This is a genomic window from Micromonospora sp. NPDC047187, from assembly GCF_040643355.1.
Lineage (GTDB): Bacteria > Actinomycetota > Actinomycetes > Mycobacteriales > Micromonosporaceae > Micromonospora > Micromonospora salmantinae.
Genome location: NZ_JBEYUF010000001.1, coordinates 138,728 through 160,024 on the forward strand (window position 1 = coordinate 138,728; position 21,297 = coordinate 160,024).

General features: G+C 67.5%; 16 protein-coding genes and 2 pseudogenes. 11 read left to right on the plus strand and 7 right to left on the minus strand.

Annotated elements, in window-relative coordinates:
* Positions 1-11 precede the first annotated feature (11 nt).
* The 8 genes and pseudogenes from ABZ794_RS00580 (at position 12) to ABZ794_RS00615 (ending at position 7,914) form a co-directional block, all read left to right on the plus strand.
* Positions 12-830, plus strand: a complete 819-nt coding sequence (locus ABZ794_RS00580) for a hypothetical protein (RefSeq protein WP_357513487.1) — start codon at positions 12-14, stop codon at positions 828-830.
* Positions 827-2,044: an XRE family transcriptional regulator gene (locus tag ABZ794_RS00585; RefSeq protein ID WP_357513489.1), complete on the plus strand. Its 1,218-nt coding sequence runs from the start codon at positions 827-829 to the stop codon at positions 2,042-2,044. The genes ABZ794_RS00580 and ABZ794_RS00585 overlap by 4 nt, the downstream gene beginning before the upstream one ends.
* A gap of 322 nt (positions 2,045-2,366) precedes the next feature.
* Positions 2,367-2,762: a hypothetical protein gene (locus ABZ794_RS00590; protein ID WP_357513491.1), complete on the plus strand. Its 396-nt coding sequence runs from the start codon at positions 2,367-2,369 to the stop codon at positions 2,760-2,762.
* A 42-nt stretch (positions 2,763-2,804) separates the two neighbouring features.
* Positions 2,805-3,275 (plus strand): annotated as a pseudogene (locus tag ABZ794_RS00595) (tyrosine-type recombinase/integrase); the annotation flags it as partial.
* 643 nt (positions 3,276-3,918) lie between these two features.
* Positions 3,919-4,074, plus strand: coding sequence for a hypothetical protein (locus ABZ794_RS00600; protein ID WP_357513493.1), 156 nt, complete (start codon positions 3,919-3,921; stop codon positions 4,072-4,074).
* Positions 4,075-4,452: 378 nt separating this feature from the next.
* Positions 4,453-6,714 carry a DUF4365 domain-containing protein gene (locus ABZ794_RS00605; protein WP_357513495.1) on the plus strand — a complete coding sequence of 754 codons (2,262 nt, stop codon included), beginning with the start codon at positions 4,453-4,455 and terminating at the stop codon, positions 6,712-6,714.
* A gap of 198 nt (positions 6,715-6,912) precedes the next feature.
* Positions 6,913-7,626, plus strand: a complete 714-nt coding sequence (locus ABZ794_RS00610) for a hypothetical protein (protein ID WP_357513497.1) — start codon at positions 6,913-6,915, stop codon at positions 7,624-7,626.
* 18 nt (positions 7,627-7,644) lie between these two features.
* The gene (locus ABZ794_RS00615) at positions 7,645-7,914 is read left to right on the plus strand and encodes an NYN domain-containing protein (RefSeq protein WP_357513499.1); all 270 of its coding nucleotides are present in this window, start codon (positions 7,645-7,647) and stop codon (positions 7,912-7,914) included.
* A gap of 236 nt (positions 7,915-8,150) precedes the next feature.
* On the opposite strand, the gene ABZ794_RS00620 is transcribed toward ABZ794_RS00615, so the two are convergent.
* The 4 genes from ABZ794_RS00620 to ABZ794_RS00635 form a co-directional block, all read right to left on the minus strand.
* Complete coding sequence (locus ABZ794_RS00620; RefSeq protein WP_357513501.1) at positions 8,151-9,134, minus strand: hypothetical protein; 984 nt, start codon at positions 9,132-9,134, stop codon at positions 8,151-8,153.
* Positions 9,131-9,676, minus strand: coding sequence for a hypothetical protein (locus tag ABZ794_RS00625; protein ID WP_357513503.1), 546 nt, complete (start codon positions 9,674-9,676; stop codon positions 9,131-9,133). The genes ABZ794_RS00620 and ABZ794_RS00625 overlap by 4 nt, the downstream gene beginning before the upstream one ends.
* 276 nt (positions 9,677-9,952) lie before the next feature.
* A complete protein-coding gene (locus tag ABZ794_RS00630; protein ID WP_357513505.1) occupies positions 9,953-10,957 on the minus strand; it encodes an ATP-dependent DNA ligase in 1,005 nt (334 codons plus the stop codon).
* A gap of 424 nt (positions 10,958-11,381) precedes the next feature.
* Positions 11,382-12,656 carry a hypothetical protein gene (locus ABZ794_RS00635; RefSeq protein ID WP_357513507.1) on the minus strand — a complete coding sequence of 425 codons (1,275 nt, stop codon included), beginning with the start codon at positions 12,654-12,656 and terminating at the stop codon, positions 11,382-11,384.
* 1,270 nt (positions 12,657-13,926) lie between these two features.
* Here ABZ794_RS00635 and ABZ794_RS00640 point away from each other — a divergent pair.
* Complete coding sequence (locus tag ABZ794_RS00640) at positions 13,927-14,454, plus strand: GNAT family N-acetyltransferase (protein ID WP_357513509.1); 528 nt, start codon at positions 13,927-13,929, stop codon at positions 14,452-14,454.
* A gap of 349 nt (positions 14,455-14,803) precedes the next feature.
* Positions 14,804-15,790 carry a restriction endonuclease gene (locus ABZ794_RS00645; RefSeq protein ID WP_357513510.1) on the plus strand — a complete coding sequence of 329 codons (987 nt, stop codon included), beginning with the start codon at positions 14,804-14,806 and terminating at the stop codon, positions 15,788-15,790.
* A gap of 322 nt (positions 15,791-16,112) precedes the next feature.
* Here ABZ794_RS00645 and ABZ794_RS00650 read toward each other — a convergent pair.
* A pseudogene (locus ABZ794_RS00650) lies at positions 16,113-16,526 on the minus strand (DUF1524 domain-containing protein); the annotation flags it as partial.
* 295 nt (positions 16,527-16,821) lie between these two features.
* On the opposite strand from ABZ794_RS00650, the gene ABZ794_RS00655 reads away from it, so the two are divergent.
* Positions 16,822-17,238 carry an SLATT domain-containing protein gene (locus tag ABZ794_RS00655; RefSeq protein WP_124770902.1) on the plus strand — a complete coding sequence of 139 codons (417 nt, stop codon included), beginning with the start codon at positions 16,822-16,824 and terminating at the stop codon, positions 17,236-17,238.
* Between the two features lie 890 nt (positions 17,239-18,128).
* Here ABZ794_RS00655 and ABZ794_RS00660 read toward each other — a convergent pair.
* Together ABZ794_RS00660 and ABZ794_RS00665 are read right to left on the minus strand one after the other, a co-directional pair.
* Positions 18,129-18,686 carry a hypothetical protein gene (locus tag ABZ794_RS00660; protein ID WP_357513513.1) on the minus strand — a complete coding sequence of 186 codons (558 nt, stop codon included), beginning with the start codon at positions 18,684-18,686 and terminating at the stop codon, positions 18,129-18,131.
* Between the two features lie 16 nt (positions 18,687-18,702).
* On the minus strand, positions 18,703-21,297 hold the full coding sequence (locus ABZ794_RS00665) for a toll/interleukin-1 receptor domain-containing protein (protein ID WP_357513515.1): 2,595 nt from the start codon (positions 21,295-21,297) through the stop codon (positions 18,703-18,705).

The following is a 21,297-nucleotide window of genomic DNA, read 5'->3' on the forward strand; positions in this document are numbered from 1 at the left end:
AGTGTTCTCGCGTGACCGAGGACGAGAAGGTTGTCTCTGAGATGACCGAGGCAGGCATTGTCGGGGCGCTCCGCTGGGCTGTGGCGTCCGCACATGCGCGAGCGTGGGCAGACTTCGACCCGGAGACGGGTCACACCCAAACCGTGCTCGGTATCGCAGCGCACACGCTGCTCGTGGACCGACAGGACCGGGCGTTCCGCTTGGAAAAGTACATGTCCACCGAGGACGCCCGCGACCAGGACGTGCTGCTGGCCGGATTGCTTCCGCCCGAGCAGGACTCCATGCTCACCGTCGCGGGCGTGGAGCGTGCGGACCTGAACAACTCACCCGCGTGGCGGTTCGGGCAGTACCGGTGGTTCCTCAGCTCGTTCGAGTACGGCAAGGTCCACGACATCGCCTGGGGACGGAAGAGCCCCACGAAGCGCAAGATCGCGGCGCAGACCGCGTCAGACAGCCTGGACCAGTTCGTCCTTCCTGGTACGTATGGCGACCACGTCGGTGAGGGGCTGGACGCCTTGACCCTGCGCGAACTGCTCGCCGCGAACGCGCGCAACTCGGTGCTTAACATCGTGCTTGCGCATAGTCTCGATCCTGACAGCGGCGCCACCGAGCTGTTCGTGGGGCGGCCCCGCCTCAACGCCGGCGGCGGAAAGCCGTGGGTATGGCTGCGCTCATTATTGCCTGGCGATGGAAGCACTGGATCGGGTATTCGAACTGGTGCGCCAGAGTCGACCGGAGTTGCGCATAGCGTCGAAATCGCAGACGCCCCGGTGCGGCTGCGGCCCCGTATCGCCGGTCAGGAGCTGGGCGCGGAGTCCTCGGGGCGATGAGCGTCGAATCACCGCCCGCTGCCGCGCGGCTCGCCGACGCCGCGCGGCTGTTCAGCGGCCGCCGATTGACTTTGGCGCGACAGGTCGCCGGGCTACGCAAGAACGGCCTCGCCGATCGAATCGGCAAGACGCCCACGGCTGTCGCCAGCTATGAAAACGGCACCAAGCGGCCTGCCACCGCCACGGTGGCGCAGCTGGCACTGACTCTCAAGGTCGAGCCGTCGTTCTTCATCGGTGTCGACTCGTCCGAAGCGTCCGTTCCGACGCCGCACTTCAGATCCTTGAGGTCCACGACGCAGCTCGTACGCGATCAGGCGCACGCCTACGGATGTCTCGTGGCCGATGTCGCTGCGTCGCTAGAGAAGTACGTTGAACTACCGTCGCGCGACGTTCCTCGCTGGCCGGTGCAGCCTGACGAGGTCGCCGCCGGCGAGGCCGAGGCTGCCGCTGCGTTCGTCCGAGCTGAATGGGGCAGGGGCATCGGCCCCGCCGGACACCTCATCCGGCTGTTGGAGAACAAGGGCGTCTTGGTTGTCTTCTCGCTCCCGCAGACGTCCGCTGTGGATGCGTTCTCGATCGAGGCAGGCGCCCGGCCGATCGTCCTGCTGAACCCGGTGAGGGAGGACTACTATCGGCAACGCTTCGATGTGGCCCACGAGCTAGGCCACCTCGTGATGCACGCCGATTCCGAGCCGGGCAGTAAGCTCGTCGAAGATCAGGCACACCGCTTCGCTGCCGAATTCCTGATGCCTGCGACCGGGATCATCGATGAGCTACCCCCGAAGATCGACTGGCAGCAGCTGTTCATGCTTAAGGAACGCTGGGGTGTCAGCCTTCAGGCGCTCCTAATGCGATGCCGCCAGTTGAAGGTGATGAGCGAGTCGACGTATCGCAAAGCCATGGTGGCATTGTCGTCACACGGCTGGCGCCGCCAGGAGCCTGGCGAGGGGACCGCCGCTGAGCTGCCTTCGCTGCTACCGAAGAGCGTTGAGCTCCTTGAAGCGGCTGGTTACCCAGCCCGAACCCTGGCAGCTCAGGCGCGCGTGCCAATCTCCATCTTCGAGATGGCGACCTCCCTGCGCCCCGCCACTGACAACTACATAGAAGGCGGGTTAAAGATCGCAAGTCGGGATGAGGATGTCGCCGGGCAGACTAACACCCTGTCGTTTCCTGATTGGGGCCAGCCGCGAAGGCGGCGAACACCAGTCTCCTGACCTCGGCGATCAACAAAGTGGCTCCGGCGCACGGTCACACCGGCCAATGCCGGCCGGCGGCCGGCTGACCCCAGAGGGCGCGCGCCTGGCGATTCCCGGGAATCGCCAGGCTTAGACCATGCCTCCATGACCTGAGATCCACGACGAGCGCCCTGTCAGTGCTCAGGCCTCATCAGAGGGTCCATGGCGGTGGCCACGAATCATCCCAGTGGATACGCTTCCTTATCCGCTGAGTAGCGCTACCATCTCAGCGGATAACGTGGTTTAGCCCTGGCCGAAAGTCCGGCCGGCACTCAGTGGATAAGAAGGACGGTGGACCACCGTGGCCCGGACCGCGACCGCGAAGGTGATCGCGTTACGCCCCGCGGACCCGACCGCAGTCGTCGGCGGGGCCCTCGCGGCGCTGAGCCGCCACCTCGACCGGTGCGCCCTGGCCGCCAACACCACCAAGGCGTACCGGGCCCGCACCCGCGCGTACGCCGCCTGGCTCGACGAGCACGCCGGCGAGCACCCGGACGCCTTCGTCGACCAGGTCGGCGCCGAGGCCGCCGTCACCGCCTGGCGCCGGCAGCTCATCGCCACCAAGCTCGGCCCGTCCAGCGTCAACCAGACACTGGCCGCCGTCGACCTGCTTTACGAGATCGGCGCCGGTCTCCGGCTGCGGGTCAAGCGGGCCAGCGTGCCCCGCCCCGGTGAACCCGACGCGCTCACCCCCTAGGAACAAGGCGCGGTCGAGCGGGCCGCCGACCGCCGTGGCGTCCGCGACGCCGCCATCGTCGCCGTGCTGCTCTACACCGGCGCCCGGGCGGAAGAGTGCGCCCGCCTCGACGTCGACGACCTCGCCCTCACCGCCCGCACCGGCACGATCCGCCTGCACGGCAAGGGCGACGAGATCCGCCAGGTTCCGGTTCGCGCACCGGCACGCGAACGACTCGGCGCATGGGTGCGCCACCGCGGCAGCGAGGCGGGACCCCTGTGGACCGGGCAACGCGGCCGGCTCACCACCTCCGGCATCACCCAGGTGGTGCTCACCGTCGGCGACGCCGCCGGCCTCCCCGGTCTGCGCCCACACCGCCTGCGCCACACCTACGCCACCCGGCTACGCCAGGGCGGCGCTGACTCCGCGCAGGTCCAAGCGCTGCTCGGGCACGCCTCGCTCGACACCACCGCCCGCTACTTCCGAGCCGGCACCGCCGAACAGGCCGCCGTCGTCGAACGCATCTTCGATTGAGACTCCTCCCGTCTCCGTTTGAGACGGCGTATGAGTCCCTGGGAGAGACGCGGGGAAAATGGCCCGCTGAAGCTCGCACTCTCGGCGTGTCGTTGGGAAGTGGCAGAGCTGATCCGTACCGTCAGTCCCCAGCACTGCTGCAACTACACAACCTCCACTGTGCTGGCTCGCTCCATAGCCGGCGCCACCCGGGTGCTCCGGACGCGAGCACGGATGTGGAGGAACGGTGGTCAAAGAGCAGGAGCCGGAGCCAACGCGGCCAGCCCCGCAACCCACGCGGAGCTGGCGTTATGTGAGCCTCACGCTGGAGCTGGTCGCCTTTGTGGCAGCCCAACAACAGCGCGAGGACCTCGCCGTGGTGGCAAAGGCCCTCGCGGTGCTAGGACAGTTGGCGACGACATGGTTTGAGAGCCCTCGAAGTCGCTGATGTCCGCCGAGGGGTGGGAAGCTTGCTTCCCGCCCCTCTTCTCTGTCGCGTTCAATTGGGCGAGTGTTCCGCCCAAAAAAACGAGGCACGAGCACGACGGTACGACACGCCGGTCAGGCGCAGAAGCACGCAACGCCGTGTGGCGGTCTACTTATTCGTCGTGAAGCGGTGTACCCGGAGTTGACTACTTCTCGCAGCGGATGCCCGATCACACCCGTGGAACTGCTGCTCAGCCACCCTGCATCCCGGTCGGCGACTTCGCCGCCGCCGGCGCCGACCTCGATGGCCACGACGAGCGTGCACGCGGTGGTCCAGGTGATCTCGCCGCGCACCACGGCGGCGGCCACCCGGATCGGGCCCCCGCCGGTGTAGCCGGGTGGGCGGCTGAGCGCGACCGGCAGCAGGCAGGCGGGTACGGCAGAGCTTGTGTCGCGGAGTCGGCTCGGCCTGTCGCACAGGGATAATGCCCCGGTCGCCTGTCGAAGGGGTGGCGGGAGGAGCGGGTTACGCCGAAGAAGCTCATACCTCGTCAGCGTCGCGCCGCGCGGCAGTACCCCCGCCTGCAGCGCTTGCACCTCAGCCGCACCGGGTGCCGCAGGCTGTTTGTACGGGCGGTGATGGACGCCGTGGCCGGGTGACCGAGACGGTGACGGGGCCGCCCGCGTGACGTGGGTGGGCAATGTCGGCGAGGCACACGGTGACAGCCGGCCGGCCGTGCAGGCCGGCAACGGAGTGAAAAGGGGCTAAAGGGTGACGTCGTCGGTCGGGATGGAACGCCGCGGCGTCGCCGAGGTGCAACTCGCGTTCACCAATCTGAACTGGGCATTTCGGGAGCAACGCGAAGCGGATCAGGGGATCGACGCTCACGTCGAGCTCGACGGTCTGACAAACCCCACCGGCCGGTACATCGCCGTCCAGATCAAATGCGGGTCAACGTTCTTCAAACGAAGGACCCGGCACGGGTGGCGCTTTTTCGGAAAGCCTCGGCACCTCACGTACTGGCTGGCCAACCTGATGCCCGTGGTGCTGGTCATCGTTGACCCGAAGACCCGAGTCGGATACTGGGTTCAGATCACCGCCGACGCGGTGCACGAGACCGACCGCAGCTGGTCGATCGAGGTGCCGTCCGCGAACGTACTCGACGCCTCATCGCATGCCACCCTGCGTGACATCGCGCTCACCGCTTCCTCAGCCAACCCGGATCCTGTTGTGGAGGTTCTGCCGCTGTTGCCGCCGTCCACCGTGGAGGGGTTGTCGGCTCTCAGTCTGGTCGACCCCGAGGGCGCACGGCGTCTCGCGCGGATGCTCAGCGGGGGCCGCGACGATCCCAGGGCGGTCGTGGAGCCGCTCGTTCAGGCGAGCCGGGGATGGGTTCACGCGACAGCGGCGCGGCTGGCAACCGTCGGGGCGTACGCCAACGACCACGGCCACCGGGACCTGGCGATGGAAGCGTTCGCGCTGGCGGCCGAACGGGACCCGGACAACCAGCTACGGCTGCGCGGTGTCGCGGCGATCATGGCCATCACCGTGGGGGACAGGAGCCGAGCCGCTGGCCTTCTCCGCCCGGTCCATGCCCCGCAACAGGCAGGGACGACGAACCTGCTCATGGACGTCGCCGTCTGCGCCCTCGAAGCCGATGAATCGGGCAGAGAGGATCTGCTGGAGAAACTTCTACGCGATCGGCCCGATGGCGAGCTCGACGCGGAACCCACCTGCCTGTTGTTCCTCGCCGAGCGCGCTCTTGGCCGGGGAGAGTTCGACCAAGCTCTGGCCCTATACGAACGCGTCTGCGAACGGCAACCGGCCAACACTGGTGGCAGACTCGGCCGGGCCCGGGCGCTCATGGAGCGCATGCTGCGTGGGACAACGGCCTTGCCATTCCGTGACCAGCAGGAGGTGACAGCGCTCGCCATGTCCGTCCGCGACGACGTACGGCGATGGGCTGGGCCGAGCGAGACCATGCATCGCCTTCTCGTGCAGGAGCGCATGCTCGTCGGCGCGTTCAAGGCGGTCGTCGAGCTGGCCACGCCCACGGCATTCGGCGGTCAGGCAACCGACCGAGAAGCGGGCGACCCCGTCGTCGCGATCGTGGGCGCCCAAGCCAGCATCGCCCTGGATGACCGCATTCGTGCCGTTCGGTTCGGTGACGCCATGCGCGGCACACCCGCGGAGCCACTGATTCGCGCGCTCGCTGCGGACCCGAGCCAACCCGCCACGGCTACGGTCGCCATGTGGCGCACTGCGCTCGACAACGCGGACACCGCATTCGCGGCCAGGATCTGTCTGAACCAGCTCGCCTCCAGGGGCGCACTTGACGCCACCGACCTTGACCAGGTGGAGGCGTTGGCGCATCTCGACGACGGCGACCGCGTCGTTTTCACCGCACGCAACGCCGCTGGGAGCGGTGACATCGACGGAGCGCTCACGCTGCTTCGGTCTGCCTGGTCACCCGCTGCAGGAGAGATCCTGATCGAGATCCTTCGTGAGGCGGGACGCTACGACGCCGCCCTCGCCGTGTGCGACGAGATCTGGGCGGCATACGGGGCGCTGAAAGCGCTCCAGGAAAAGGTCAACATCCTGGCTGTCCGGGGCGACTTCGACGCCGCCGACGAGTGCGCCAAGGATCTACTCGCCACCGGCGAACTCGCAGCCGAGCAGCGCACAGCCCTGCACCGCCGGCTCATTGAGCGCAGAGCCACGCGAAACGACTGGGCGGGCCTAGAGGCGTGCTGCCGGGCAGCACTCAAGGACGAACCAACCAATCACGATCATGCCTGGGCGCTGATCATCGCTCAGCTCAACCAAAACCGGTGGGACGCGGCGTGGACGTCATACCGCCATCTGCGACCCGACGTCACCAACCCAGGCACCGTTCCCGCCTGGGTCGACCTGCACCTACGGTTCGACAACACACCGCAAGCCCGAGGCGTCGCCACGACGCTGGCCAGCCGCTTCGCGCACGATCCAGACACACTCACCTGCCTCGAAAGGCTCAACAACCCGGCACAGTGACAACTCCGCGAGCCCTCCGCCGTCTCCCCAACAATGCGGCCGTGACCGGTGGCCCAAGCAGAGGGCCAAGCGCTCTGCCGGAGCTCCTTTCAGCCGTCGGTCGTTCGAGTACATCGTCGTGGATGCGGGGCAGGACTAGGAGCCTCACCGATCGCTGCCTGTGTCAAGAAAATCGCCCACCGTATGCATACTGTTCTGGTGAATCTGCCCCGAACTGCCGCCGACGAAGCTGCCGAGTCCGCACCGTTAACGTCGCTGGTGACTCTGCGGCTCGCAACGCCGACCGCCCTTCGCAACGGTCTCGCGCTGCTCGGCCTCCGTTGGTCGGCGCAGAGCGATGACCATGACGAGGCTGGGACCGAGGTCGGTCTGTACTGCTGGGTGGCTGCCGGGTTCGGGCAGGAGTTGGTCAATCCCATGCAGGGGGCCGCCCTTTACATCGGCATAGGGACCGGCCTGCGTGGTTGGCGTGGACGGCTGCGGAAGGAGCGGAGCTGGATCGGTGAGGACTCCGACCATGGACACGGCATGGCGATGCATCGGACCGGCGCCAAGGTCGTCGGCGGTCCCGTAACCTACTCGCCCCTGCCGGTGGATTGGCTTCCTCATGCAGGGGTAGAGGAAGGAGACAGGGCCATTCATAGGCTCGTTAGCGATGCCGCCTCTACCCAGCCGGTTGTACTGGCCGAGGCGATCGCGATCAGACTTGCCATCCATCTCGGAGACACGGGTGCGCCAGTCAACTCTGCCGGCGCTGGAGCGTGGGCGACGAACAACCCCGCGGACTGGGCTGCCTTCGCCTGCGCCAAGGCGTTATGCGCGGGCGAGGGGGCCCATGAACCGCCGGTTCCGGCCATGCGGGATCGGCGTGACGGAGCGCTGGTGAGGGATGACTCAGGAGCTGGACGGTAAGTCCTCATCGCTGGCTCGGTGGCGCAGGTCTCAGCGTTCGTGACCTACCAGGCGCAGGAGCGTGTCGCAGTCTTCATCGACTTCGAGAACCTGGTGTGCGGTGCCGGCAAGGGTCTACCCGGCCAGAGCGACCCCATTCCCGACTCCGCCCTGACCTACCTGTGCCGAGGCTTCCACGGCAACGCATCCATCCGCCGCGCCTACGCTGATCGGGCCAACACAGGCTTCGGGAAGTATCAGCAGGCGCTGGCCAACAACGGCTTGGAACGGACGCCGAAGCTCTGCTAGCAGGGGATTGAGCCGCCAAGCGACTGCACGGGTCACCGCCGCGGTGGTGGCAGCGACTTAGGCCCAGCCCACCGTCAGGCGAGCGACGAATGCGGTTCGGCCCCCAACCCGCGTCAGGTTGGGGCCGCCGAACGCGGGTCGAACTGAGCTGGGAAGACCGGCCTTGCCGGCTCCGGATCGGCCCTCAGACCCGCTGGCAGCACCGTGGTCATTTTCAACACTGGAAAATTGCCCCGTTAGTACCGGGTTTTGCGGAGGTCCTCGGTGAGGCTGCGGTACCAGGCTTTGCGATCGTCGTCGTCGCCGGGTGGGGGTCCGAGGGCGACGACCGGGTCCTTCACCGCGTAGATGATGCGGTACATCAGCAACGACACTGCTGTGTCGAGCCAGCGCTGGGTGTCGGTGGCGGGTGGCTGATGGCCGAGCACGATCGTGAACCATGACGGTAGAAGCGCTGCGTCGGCGATCGCTGTGGACAGGCGATCCCGCAGCTTGCTCTGCAGGGAGGCGCGGGCCGCCTCGCCGGTCATCACGTTCGGCCCGTGCACTTCCCGCCGCTCGTCGTCTTTCTGCAGCGCTTGACGGGCCTGCTCGGCTGCTTCGGTCGTGGCGGTCAGCTGCGCCCTGGCCGCGCTCCACCCCTGGTGAGCGGCGCGGAAGGCGACCCCGGCCTGGCGGTGCTCAGCGCTGTTGCGCGCGGTCGTGGCCAACGTCGCGCTGTGTCGCAACGCGTCCTCGCCACTGGAACGGATGCGCTGCCTAAGCCGCCCGAGTGCCTCGACCTGGCGCTCGTAGACCGCTCGATCGTGGGGCGAAAGAAGTACTGATGCGGATTGCCGGCCGCGCAGCGCGCGCTCGGCGAGGTCGCGCACGGCCCTGTCGGCGTGGTCGATGTCCACAGGGGTGAGGTTCTGCTCGGCGCGGACCCGCCGTTCGAGCCACCCGATCGTGGCGGTCAGCGATTTCACCGCTGCCTTGACCTCGGCAACGTCGTCGGCCAGTTCCTCACGCAGCCCGTCGTGCGCCTCGCGCATTTCCTGGGTGGCCTGGTCGAGCCCGTCGAGCCGCTCGTCGTGCAGTCGGACCTGTCCGTCGAGGGACTCGTGCTTCTCCTGCAGCTCATCGACATCACTGGACGTGGTGGACACCTGGCGACTGAGCCGTTCCACCGTGTCGGACAAGGTCCGCAGATCCGCCTGCGGGTAGGTGGAGTACGTCATTTCGTGGCCTCCACCTCGGTGCCGTCGTGCAGCCAGCAAGCCAACGCCGCCACCAGCACCGGCAACAGTGCCAACAGCCAGATCGCTGACATCACCCGGAGCGCTGCGACGACCACCAACGCGGCACCGGCCACCAAGATGAGCGCGCCGACGGCCCGACTACGGTGCCCAGGACGCTGGGCGCGCGGCTCGCTCAGCGTGATGACACCGGCCAGCAGACACACCACGATGATCGGCACCAGGTACCAACGACTGAACCGGCCGTCCACGACGAGCCCGCCGATGACGAGCATCGCCGTAAGCGCAACTGCGCCACCGACGTAGACGACGCGGCTGCTGATCCGCCTGCGCCGCTCATCCATCAACACCGGGATCCGCGCCTCAAAGTCCAGCAGCTGCGTCGTGGCGGCGAAAACTTCCGCCCGCCGCGTGCGGTACGTGGTCGTCCCGGACTCCGTCGCGGCAAGCTCTTCGTGGCTACTACGCAGCACCTGCTGGAGTCGCTCCGCCTCCTCATGATGATCCAGATCCGGTCTGCCCACAGGCTGCACCACCTTCGTCGATCACCGCCAAGGCCGGACGTGCGCCATTGGTCGATGTCACTCTAGGCGGTTACTCCGACACTTATCGACATGTTGATCAAGGCTTTGCTGCCGCCGTCCCGTTGACCGCCGCCAAACCAGCACAGCGCGGACCTGATCGACATACCATCGCCCTACAGGGCGTTGGCGGTTTACTCCGCGTACGAGAAGCATGTCGATCCCTAACGCATTGACGGCGCCTTACCACCACTCGGAGGGCGGTCATCGCGCAGCCGCTCACGGCTCGCCGAAGTAGCCCTCCTCCTCGCCGAGTAGCAACGGCACGTCGTACACCGACACCCCGGGCAGCGCCCGAACGTAGCGAACGCGGTGGCGCCACCTCTGGTGCTCGAACGACACGTCAGCTTCAATCTCCACGACCACGTTCGGCTCCACCTGCACGTATCGCAGCGGCTCCGGCCGCTCCAGCTGGCCGGACCAGGGTGCCGGCAGCGGCTCCGGCCAAGGGTGCAGCACCGGGGCACCGCGGCGTTGCGCCGCCCGCAGGGGCGACAGCGCCCCGGCGAGTTCCTCGCGCTGCGCGCCGCTGAGCGGGTGCGTACGGCCGGTGTACCGCAGCCGCCCCCGCCGATCGCGCCGGCCGAGCAGCACGGTGGCTGGGTCGCGAAGGCTGCCCGTCACCCCACCGGCGACCGCCTCGGTGGTGATCCGGGTGCGGTACTTCCACCAGCCTCTTCTGCCAGGTTCGTAGCGGCTGGTCGACCGTTTGGTCACCACCCCCTCGATGCCTGTGGCGACGGTCCAATTTGTCAGCCAGTCCCAGACCTCTCGCATGTCCGTTGTTTGTGGCGTCAGGGTGAGCTGGGGCGGTGCGTCGACGAGCAACCGCTCCAGCCGGGCCCGCCGCTCCGAAAGGGGCAGGTTCAAGAGGAGTTGGCCGCCCGCGTCGGCGAGCAGGTCGAAGAGCACGTAGTGGGCAGGGCATTCGCGGGCCAGGCGGAGAAGCCCCCGGCCGGCCGTGATTCGCCGCTGCAACTGCGCGAAGCTCGTCCTCCCACGCTCGAACACGATCAGCTCACCGTCGAGCACCGCGCCGACCGGTACCGCTGCCCGGATCGCCCGGGTGATGTCGGGGAAGTAGGTGCTCAGGTTCCGCCCGGCCCGCGACTGGAGGTACACGCCGTCGTCATCGCGAAACGCGATTACCCGCCACCCGTCCCACTTCGGTTCATACACCAACCCGGCGCCCTCGGGCACCTCGTCCACGGGCGCCGCGAGCATCGGCGCCACGGGCCGACGCAGTGCCGGCGCGGCTTCTGGCCCGACTCGACGCTGGGCTGGGCTCACCGCCCGAGCCGACCGTGAACGGTCCTCACCTCAGTAATCGTGGGGGAGTGTGGCAGGGGTAGGGGTGAAGATCCACGACATCGGATGCGAAGGTAGCCCAGCCGCGCCTGCCTGGGAGACGATGCGGAGATGGACCATGAGATTCCATTCGGACCGCCGAGTGTGATCCTGTTCGAGGCGCCAGCCGCTCGGCGAGTCGGCGCACAGTTGCGTGTCGGCGGGGGGCCGAACCTCGATGAGGTCAGGCGCGCCGTCCGGGTGCTGATGGACCGAGCTCGTGAGGTCGCGTCGCCACCCCCGCTGTCAGGTCGGCAACAGGGTTAGATCCGCACTTCCCCGTCGACGCCGTGTCCGCCGTTTACAGCTCGCCGAGGATACGTGTGCGTTGCTCGTCGTATTCGCCGTCGCTGATCAGCCCTTGCTGGTAGACGTCGGTGAGTTGGCGCAGCCGGTCGGCGATCGGATTGGGCGGCGCAGTTGTCGGGTCGGGGAGTGGACGCGTGACAGGGTTGTCGGGATCCGACCCGACAACGCCGCCTGCGCCCGGCGCGCTGTCCGGCGAGGGTGGTGGGTCGAGGCAGCGGGCGATGCTCCAGAAGTCTTCATCGAGGGCGGTGCTGCTGCTGGCCGCGCTGATGAGGTGGCGCAGGGTGTCCGGTTCGCAGGTGAGGACGGTGGCCAGGCGGGCGGCGTGGGCGGCGGTGGGCACATGACGGCCGGCGAGGATGTCCATGGTCACGGTGGTTGCGATGTCTGCCCGGGTGGCTAGCTCGGCGGGAGAGATGCCGGCGAATTCGGCGTAGACGCACAGGTAGCGGGCCAGCGCCCGGCGGGCGGGTGGCGCCTGCGTGTCGATCGTGGCGACGAGGAGCCCGAAGCGGATCCGGCGGCGGGCGGCGGGCAGCTCCGGCAAATCGATGATGGGTGTCGTGCGCAGGCCGGGCGCGGCGACGTGTTCCAGCGCGACGCACTGACGCGCGTACTCCTCACGAATCGTCGCGACCTCTGCAGCGATGCTACGAACCCGCAGCAGCTCCTCCCTGACCTCATGGAACTGAACCTCAAGCTGGTTGGCCTGGCGGACCGCGTGGTTGCGGGCGTTCTCGGAGGCCCGCAGGTTGCTGACATGGCGCTCGGCCTCCGCCCGAAGCCGTTCCTGCAGGCGCGCGAGTTGGCGTTGTAGCACCGGGATGGCAGGCTCGCTCTCCGGCACGTTGCGCTGGCCGGGCTTGCCCGGAGGGCGGCTGACCGGACCCTTGTAGCCGTCGGGCAGCTGACCACGGGCGCACTGGTACCAACCGGCGGCGAGGGCCCGGATGCCGGCCGTGTCGCAGCTGTCGGGCAGACAGGCGATGATCAGCTCGGTCATCTCCCAGGTTGGACCCAACCGGTAGCGGCTCAGCTGCTCAGAGAGCTTCTGGCGATTGAGACCGGGGTAGTACAAGCCTCGGTTACGGGCGTGCTCGAGGACCTTCGCCTGTCCGCCGACGCCCAGGTAGTCATTGATCAGGCCGCGCACGTAGAGGGTGTAGTCGGCGGCGTCCGGGTTGGCAGACCGCGTGCGGATGGTGCCTTCGTCAACGGAGTACGGGCGGGCGTTACGGCGCGGCGCGGGATGCTGGCCGGTGCTCATGCGGTCGTTCCTTGATGCACGCGGGTGGCCCGACAGCGGTTGATGTTGTCGGGAGTTGGTCCGGACCTCTTTCCCGACATTAGGGGCGTCGAGGAAAGTGATCCGCGCCGATCTGCTGACTGGCTGGTCGGTCAGGGTGCTCCGCGCCGCTTGGTTGTGCGCCGGGTTGGCGCGGAGCACCCGCCATCTATACATCATGCGAGAAGGCGGTGACAGAGTGCAGCCCCGAGCGAGCTTCCGGCGAGTGTCGGCCATCCTCAACGCACTAGGTGTGCGGGCCTGGCAACGCTCAAACGGCGCAACCAGCCGGCCAACCCGACCGGCGCGCCACCATCCCAAGCACCGTCGTCCCCGTCCCTGGCCGCGGCGCCCACGACGGCGACGTCCCTAGGCGCGGCAGCGGAAGCCACCGCATCAACCACCGGTGACACGCGCCGCCCCCGGCGATCGCGAGACCGCACATCTTCTCGTCCGCCGTCACGGGGCGGCGCGCGTCTATCGGAGCGGCCATGGACATCGGCTGGGCGCCGTCCCGGGAGGCTGGTCTACGACTGCCCGACGAGGAGACCTCCTGCCCTTCCTGCTTGGTACGCTTCGCGCCCCCGAGGAGGAGGGACACCGTGGGCTTCCTGGAACCGTTTTCGCAAGCGCGCCGACCCGACTGACGCAGAGACGGCAGACGCCATGCGCGGGCTGGCGGAGGCTTTCGTGAGAGGAACGGCCGGGGACGGCGTGTCGTTCGGGTGGGAGTCGGCCGAGGCGTCACGGCTGGACGACGTCTGCGATGCCTTTCTTGCGAGCAATCCTCCCCTGATTACCACCACAGCATGAGCATGAGCATGGGCATGGGGGCTTACCTCGGCGAGTTGCTTGTACGTCACGGCGGGGGCCGTTGGACGTTCGATCCTGCGGAAAGCGCAGCAGTGGTCGAGATGCCGAACGGGCTGCGCGCCCACCCGCGCAACAAGGTGGCCAAGCGGCTCGGTCGCGGTCCGGAGCAGCCCCTCTTCCAGTTTTACTGGTACGCCCTGACCAGAGAGACACCACCGGGAACGAGCGTCAGAGTCCTGTCGGAAACAGGGGAATCGGAGCCAGCCGCCGGGTCACCTACGGGCCACAGGCCGCGGTAACGCTGGGCCACACAGGGAGCCTTTTCAACCCGATCTTGCAGTTCGTGGCGGCCGTGTCTGCCTGATGGGCGATGGATACGAAGATTTTGGTAGGACAGCGGTGCCGGGTAGATCGAGACCAGCAGATGGGACCAGCGGGCATGGGTATCCCCGTGGTGATCCGACAAGCCACGCTTGTAGATGTCGAGGGCATAGTCGAGGTGCACACTCAAGCGCGCACCGCCTATTACATCGCCGGAGAGCTCAGCGCCGACGACCTCGCCGACCCGGCGCAGACGCAGCAACGCCATGACGGGTGGGCCCGTGCCCTCCAGTCACCGGACCGGGTGGTGAAGTGCGCCACTCAAGACGGCAAGGTCGTCGGCATCCTGAGCATGGGACGCCCAAACTCGCCGACCATAGACGCCCGCACGGTGGGCCAGCTTTACCAGATCCACGTAATACCCAGCCATTGGGGCAATGGCATCGGCGCACGCCTGCACACCAGCTTCGTCGACTACCTCACTGACTCTTTCCTGCCGACAGGGCTGCTCGAGGTCTGGGAACGCAACACCCGCGCACAGTCCTTCTACAGCAAACTCGGCTGGAAGCCCGACGGCGAGCGCCGGCCCGGTCCAGATGGCAGCGACTACGTCTTCCTCCGGCTCGCCGCACCTGCCGCGCGTTGACCACGGCACTCAGCCGTAGGGCCTGCATTCGGACCGGTGTCACCGCTCGGATGCGATTGATACCGATTCGACGGCTCCTGGCCCCGCCGCACGAGCGGCCCATGCCCGTCCAAATCTGGCCGAGCAGAGCGACCGCCGCCGAAGCCATGGCTGAAATAGTTTCAGTGACTGGGACGGCGCATGTCTGGCGGAGTCACTGAGCTCGACCCAACTGTGCCGTGGGTGTTGCGTCGCCTGAAGACCCCAAGGGTTTGGTCGTGAGCTTCTGGTTCGAGGTTGGCTGAGCAGCCTGCGTACCTTCGAAGGCCAGGATCAGCAACGTCGGTTGGGCGCGTTACGCTCCCGAGCCGTGAAGATCAACATGGACGGTACGGTTCGACCTCTCAAGTTCAACGACAAGGTACTGAACAAGACCTTCGGCGCGGTCGTTGCCCGACTGTCGGACGACGACGCGCAAGCGATCGTCTTCCGGCACGCTGAGCTAGAGGTCGCGATGAAGGTCCGGCAACGCTGGTTGGCGCAGGTCAAGTCCATCGCTGGTTCCTCGGCGTCCAACGACGAGTGGTCCGAAAGCATCTCGAAGTATTCGGGATGGGCATCAGTGGCTGATGAAGCCCTGTCGTACATCCGTGACGACCAGGACCAACTCGACAAGGAAGATTTGCTCGCTCGTGCCCATGTCCTCTTGTGTGACAAAGTGATCGCCGCGCTGATGGGCCCATCTACCGACGCCTCACTCGCCAACCGACACGGGGTTGGCGGTGCGTGTAGAGGTTCGCTGTTAAGTCATTTGTCCCCGGCCGCTGCCATCAGGGCGGACCGGCGGGTGAAAGCAACTGACGCCGCCTGGGCTTCTGTAAGGGATGGACTCGTGGTCGAGGCCACGGCCCGGAACTCCTTTGCGGGAACCCCCGGCTCCGTCACGCTCTCGCAGATCGACTCGTGCTCGCCGGACTCCTTCGAGGAGCAGACCGCCCATCTGCTGGAGCGCGACGGTTGCAGGATCTTGCGGAGACGCGGTGGCTCCAACGATCAGGGAGCCGATGTCATCGGGGTCACTCCCAATGGCCTGCGGGTAGTCCTTCAGTGCAAGTATTCGACGAAGGTTAGGCACACCGTGGATCCCAGGTATTTCCACGAACTCAACGGCACCGCCCGTCAGGAGCACGGAGCAGACATCGTCGGGCTCGTCACCAACCGCACAGCGTCGAGCGCGGCCCAGGAATTCGCCACCAAGCACCGCATCTACCTCATCAACCGACCGGTACTAGAACGCTGGGCAACCTATGGGGTTTCCTGGCTCCCGTCTGACAACAGAGCCGCAGCGGGAGCTTAGGGGACCGGACACGCAGAGCCCCGGCTTCCGCGCCAGGCGTTAGCTGGGACTGGCTATGCGCACCTACCTCGCCGAACGGTCGGCGCGACCGATGATCCGATTAACTCGCCGGGCCCTCCAAGGCCTGGCGCGCAAGCCGCGAGAGCCAGGGTTCCAGGAACGGACCCGGCCGTTCCTGGAACCTCGCAGCGCAAGAACGCGCTCGTCTTCTGAGCCCAAGTGAGGGTCTACTGTCCCTTCACGCAAGTCTGACCACGGTGACGGCCCAGGAAGGCCGCCACCGCGGCGCGCAGAACGGGCTGAACGGCGGTGGTCGCGCTGGCTAGGAGGCGCAGGTGTTGAGCATGCTCTGTAGTGCGGACTTCTCCGTGGACTGCAGGGTGAGGCTCCAGTTGTACTTCACGGTGATCCACATTTTGCTGTAGGTGCACCGGTACGACGACAGGGACGGTTGCCAGGTGGAGGGGTCCTGGTCGCCTTTGGATTGGTTGACGTTGTCCGTCACCGCGATCAGCTGCGGGCGGGTGAGGTCGATGGCGAAGCTCTGCCGGCGGCTGGTTGTCCAGGAGTTGGCGCCGGAGCGCCACGCCTCCGCGAGGGGCACGACGTGGTCGATGTCGACGTTGGAGGCCGCAGTCCAGGTCGCACCGTCATAGGGGCTGTACCAGCGGCCCGAGGTGGCGGCGCAGAAGCTGTCGACGACGGGGGTGCCGTCACGCTTGAGGACCCGCTCGCGGGCGCCCCTGCCCGCTCGATGCTCGACCGCATGATGAAAACCTCGGCCGGCACTTGGCGGGATCTCACGGGGATGGTTCAGCAGGAGCCCACCCGCCGGCGTCGATGAGCAGCCATGCGGGGATCGGCCAACGCGCGACAATATCCGCCTGCCTGAACTGGTGCTCGGTCACGGCAGGGGTGAACATTGATGGCAGGTACTACTATCGGCCGGCGTGACGAAAGATTCGCAGGAGCCCATACAGTCAGACCCTCCCCGCCCTGGGCTCGAACCCCTTGAACTTGCGCTTGACCTAATGGTCCGGATTGAGCGTGGAAATCACTATGCCAGAACTCGGAAGCGGGCCTTCATGGGGCGAGCATCCTCTGTGCGGCTTGCCTCGCTCGCGTTGTCCGTCGCTTCGACCATCATCCTCGGCCTGCAGGATCTCGACTTCTGGGCGGGGCTCGGTTTCGCGTTGGTAGCCGTGGCGACGGTCGTGAACACGGTCGAACCGTTCTTCGCCTGGCGCTCCCGCTGGGTGCTGATGGAGGAGACCCAGTACAACTTTTATCGGCTTCGAGATGAGCTTTCCTACTACGTCGCCTCGAATCGCCCAGAGGACCTTGAAGTGGCAAAAATCCGAGAGATGTTTGATGAATACCAACGGATTTGGGGTGAACTTAGTACTCGTTGGCGGGAATATCGACGCTCCGGGTCCCCTGGCCTGTGATCTGGTGGGGCACCTTAACGCGTCGATGGCATCCCATCGAGCGACGCGTGGACGTCGCGCGGGCCCCGCCGCCGCCCAGAATGTTCCGTGTCCGGCGCAGTAAGTCGCAGTTGTTGCAGCACGGGCAGGATCAGGACGGCAGAGCCACTCCCACACCTCCCGCGTGCGCTTGGTGTTCCGCCGCGTCAGGATGAGCTGGGGCGGTGCGTCTCGGCGAGAGCCGATCAGATGGCTTGCGCATCGCCAACTGGCTCACGTTGACCAGCCGCGGTAAATCGGTGGCTGCTCGGGCGACGGGGAACTGGCGTGGATGGACCGGGACGTAGCCGGATATCATCGGCTGCCGGAAGCCCTCGCTTTCATCAACGCCCGTCGATGACGATCGTGCGAAGTGCCAGGACCAGAGGGCGGTAGTTGTAGATGTGCGCCCCTAACCCTATGACTGCGGATCAGATGCTCCCTGTCGGCCGATCCGGGATGCTATCCCCGTCTCGTCGGCCGTCTAGGATGCGCCGCTCCAACGCGCTCATAGTGGCAGTGTCACGGGTCGCGCGGTCTCCTTGAGCGGGCGATGAGGTGTTGGGTAGGAAGTGGCTCGCGGTTGTTTGCGTTGAACGTCGCGGTCCTCACAGCTACCGTCCGCTTCCACTGTCCACGGATCGGCCCTCGTATGAGTTCGACGATACGGTCCACCCGCCGAAGTGGGCAGCAACTATCAGCAAGCCGCCAATCCTGGAGCCCGCCGGCCCTGCCTTGGTGACCCGTCGGGAAGACGTAGAGGTCCGTCGGTGCCTTCGCATCTGGCCTCAGGGGTACTACGAACGGCAGAGTGTCACGTAGGCCCTGAGACCCCATGGCCTATTAACCGGCGCACACCGGTGCCGCGACTGTCAGGCGACGAGAGCGACGAGGAACGCCGCCAGATAGATGATCGCGAAGGAGAAGGGCACCCACTGCTCCATGTGCGTGAGCGGCCAGTAGCGTGCCGGGTTCTCGCCTCGGCCCAGCGCGGTCCACTCCGCACGCCAGTACGGCGACGCCGGCAGACGCTCCTCCAGAGCGCCGATGATGATGTACTTCGCGGAGTTGAGCTGTCGGTACGAGCGGATCAGCCAGAACCAGGCGGCGCACTGGATGAGCAGCGCCGCCAACGGCACCGCCAGGTACCAGACCGACGCGGCCGGACGGTCCTTCCAGAACATCCCGACGGTCGTGACGACCAGGGTGTTCAGGGTCAGGAAGAACGTGTTGGTGAGACCGCGCCGGGAGCTGATCCGGTCGGCCATCTCGGTATAGATCTTGTACTGCTCCAGGATCATGGAGTAGTACTTCTCCGCGTCCCCGCCGTACCGGTCCGGCTTGTCCGTGCCCCACAGTGACGGCCGGACCTCCTCGATGGCAGCGGTCTCGGTGCTGAGGTATCGGCTGACGATCCTCGAAGGCTTCACGGGCGTGAGTATGGCATCAACGATCAGTCAGTCCCAGATCACGAGCCTGGCGGAGAACCGCGTCGGCCTGGTCCGCCAGCTCGGGCCCGGTGCCGCACCAACGGCAGGCCGGCAGCGCGATCACCATGCCGTCCCGGCTGCCCACGACGACCTTCGTGGAGTCCCGGGTGAAGGCGGCACCCCAGATCTCCCCGCCGCCCTCCCGGAACGAACCGATCGGGTCGAGGGTCTCGTCCGGGCGCCAGAGCCGGACCCGCCCGTCGCTGAGACCGACGACGGCCATCGTCGCGTCCGGGGTCACGTCGACCGCGCGCGCCTGTTCGCCGATGTCGACCGGCTGCTGGACCAGGACCCGGTTCCAGCTGCCGTCCGGCCGGCGATGGGCTTCGTACATGCAGCTCATGTGGACGGCGCCGTCCCCGGCCATCACGACGTCGTCGCCGGAGGCGCTGACCGTGATCGCCCGCATCGGCAGGCCGCACGGACTCTCGACGAGCCGGTTGTGGGTACGGAGGGCGGCGTCGAACCGGTAGACCTCGCTGTAGACGTTGCCGACGTAGACCTCTCCGGTCGGTGCCACGGCGATCGTGCTGGGGGCGCCTCCGCCGTTCAGGGTGGCTGAGGCGACCCGGCGGCGGGTCGCCGCCTCGAACATCCGAACCTCGCCGTTACTACAGGTCAGGTAGAGGCTCCGGCTGTCCGGCGACCAGCCGCTGCGGACCGCGGTGCAGGCCGCGTCGAGCATCCGTTCCGGTTCGCCGGCCAGCGAGGACATCGACACCGCACTCGAGAAGGAGGTGAGTGCGACGTGCCGGCCGTCGGGACTGACCGACATCCCGGTGACCCCGCGGGCGGACGTGCGGTGGCCGGCCACGACGGTCTCGGCGGCGGCGTCGAGGACGGTGAGGCCACCGTCCCGGTCCGCGGCGACGAGACGTCCGTCCGGCGTCGGCCGGGACACCGCGACGAACCAGCGCCGGGGGTCGTCAACCAAGGTCCGTCCCTGTCTGACCTGCCACCTGACCACCCGGTCCGCCTCGGTGGCGGCGAAGACCCGCCGGCTGTCGGCCGACCACGTCAGGTGCCGTACGGCACCGACCGACCCGGCGAGCTGGGTGACCTGAGTGCCGGTGCCGGTGTCGAAAACGACCACGTCCGCCCCGGTGGCCGCGGCCAGCAACCGGCCGTCCGGGCTGAATGCCAGCGGCCCGGATCGCGCGACCGCGAGGGTCCGCACGGTACCGAGGCCGGTGCCGCGCAGCAGATGGATCAGCCCGTCACGGGTCCGGGTCACCGCCAGGACACTTCCGTCCGGGCTCGGCACCATGCGGTCGACACCGCCAACGGTGCCCGGCCAAGACCAGACCCGGGTGGGTGTGCTCCCCGGCCGCCACCTCCACACCGATCCGTCCCGGTGCCCCAGCGCGACCGCGTCCGCGGTGAACGCCACCGCGGTGCAGCAGCCGGACGGCGCGGCGACGCTGTCCGCACCGCCGGTACGCAGATCGGCGAGCCTGATCCGGCCGCGGTCCATGGCCACCGCGCGGCTGCCTTCGGCCGCCACCACGGCCGGTGCTCCGGGTGGCAGAGTCAGCACGGTGCGGTCGCCGCTGACCACTGTCACCCGAGACTTCTCCCGCCGTACCTGGACCCGGCCGGTATGGTCCGACGCCACCGCCAGCAGGGGCGGACCGGACCGGGCGGCGGTGCCGGGGACAGGGACGGGCGAGCCGCGGTACCGCCGCCCGTCGGCGGCGACGACCGTGGCGGAGTCGCCGGTGGCCGTGCCGAGAAACCCGGCCGGCCGGCCCGGCACGACGAAGGCGTGATCCGGCACCGGGACGGCCAGCGCCCGGGTCATCACCATCCGGTCGAGGTAACCCAGCGCGCCGTCCCGGATTCGGTCGCGTTGGGTGGCGAGTGTCTGGTACGGGTCGGCTGGTGCGGCGTCGTCGTCCGGCACCAGGTCGCCCAGCACCTGGTTGTACTGACCGAGCAACTCCGGCCCGTAGCCGCGCAGAACCGTCCCGACGCCACAGGTCAATACCGCGACGACGGCCAGTACCGCGCTGCCCCAGCTGGTGGCGAGTCTCCGGCGGTGCCGCGATCTGCTCGCCTCTAGGAAGGCGTGGGCGTCGTCGTCCAGGGGCGGCGTGCCGTCCCGGTCGAGCTGTCGCATGCGCCGCAACAGCCCGCCGCTCGCCAGCCCCAGACGCCCGCGCCCGCTGCGCGTCCACATGTCGGTGCGGACGGTGACCTCGGTGTGCGTCCAGACGGTCGGCGGCGTGTGGCGGACCGCCGCGACGATCCGGTCGACGATCTGCCCGGCGGGTTCGCTGTTCAGGTCGACGGTGAGGACCGACTTGTGCGCCGAGGCGGCGACCCGCGACTCCAGCAGGCACGCCTGGGACGCCCGCCAGTTCGCCGAATCGCAGATCACGAACAGGTCGGCGGCGCCGATGCCGGTGGTGACCTCGGCCCACCAGGGCACGCTGACCGGGATGTCACGCCGGTCGATCCACATCCGGATGCCGGCCCGTTCGAGTCCGCCCGCGATGTGATCCACGACGGCCAGGTCAGCGCGCGAGTACGAGATGAAGACGTGGTGCAT

Excerpts from the sequence above, each read along its gene's own strand:
- ABZ794_RS00585 (WP_357513489.1), top strand. The coding sequence starts at position 827 with ATGAGCGTCGAATCACCGCCCGCTGCCGCGCGGCTCGCCGACGCCGCG.
- ABZ794_RS00635 (WP_357513507.1), bottom strand. The coding sequence starts at position 12,656 with ATGAGCACCGGCCAGCATCCCGCGCCGCGCCGTAACGCCCGCCCGTAC.
- ABZ794_RS00665 (WP_357513515.1), bottom strand. The coding sequence starts at position 21,297 with ATGCACCACGTCTTCATCTCGTACTCGCGCGCTGACCTGGCCGTCGTG.
- ABZ794_RS00620 (WP_357513501.1), bottom strand. The coding sequence starts at position 9,134 with ATGACGTACTCCACCTACCCGCAGGCGGATCTGCGGACCTTGTCCGAC.
- ABZ794_RS00630 (WP_357513505.1), bottom strand. The coding sequence starts at position 10,957 with ATGCTCGCGGCGCCCGTGGACGAGGTGCCCGAGGGCGCCGGGTTGGTG.
- ABZ794_RS00655 (WP_124770902.1), top strand. The coding sequence starts at position 16,822 with ATGGTCCGGATTGAGCGTGGAAATCACTATGCCAGAACTCGGAAGCGG.
- ABZ794_RS00640 (WP_357513509.1), top strand. The coding sequence starts at position 13,927 with ATGGGTATCCCCGTGGTGATCCGACAAGCCACGCTTGTAGATGTCGAG.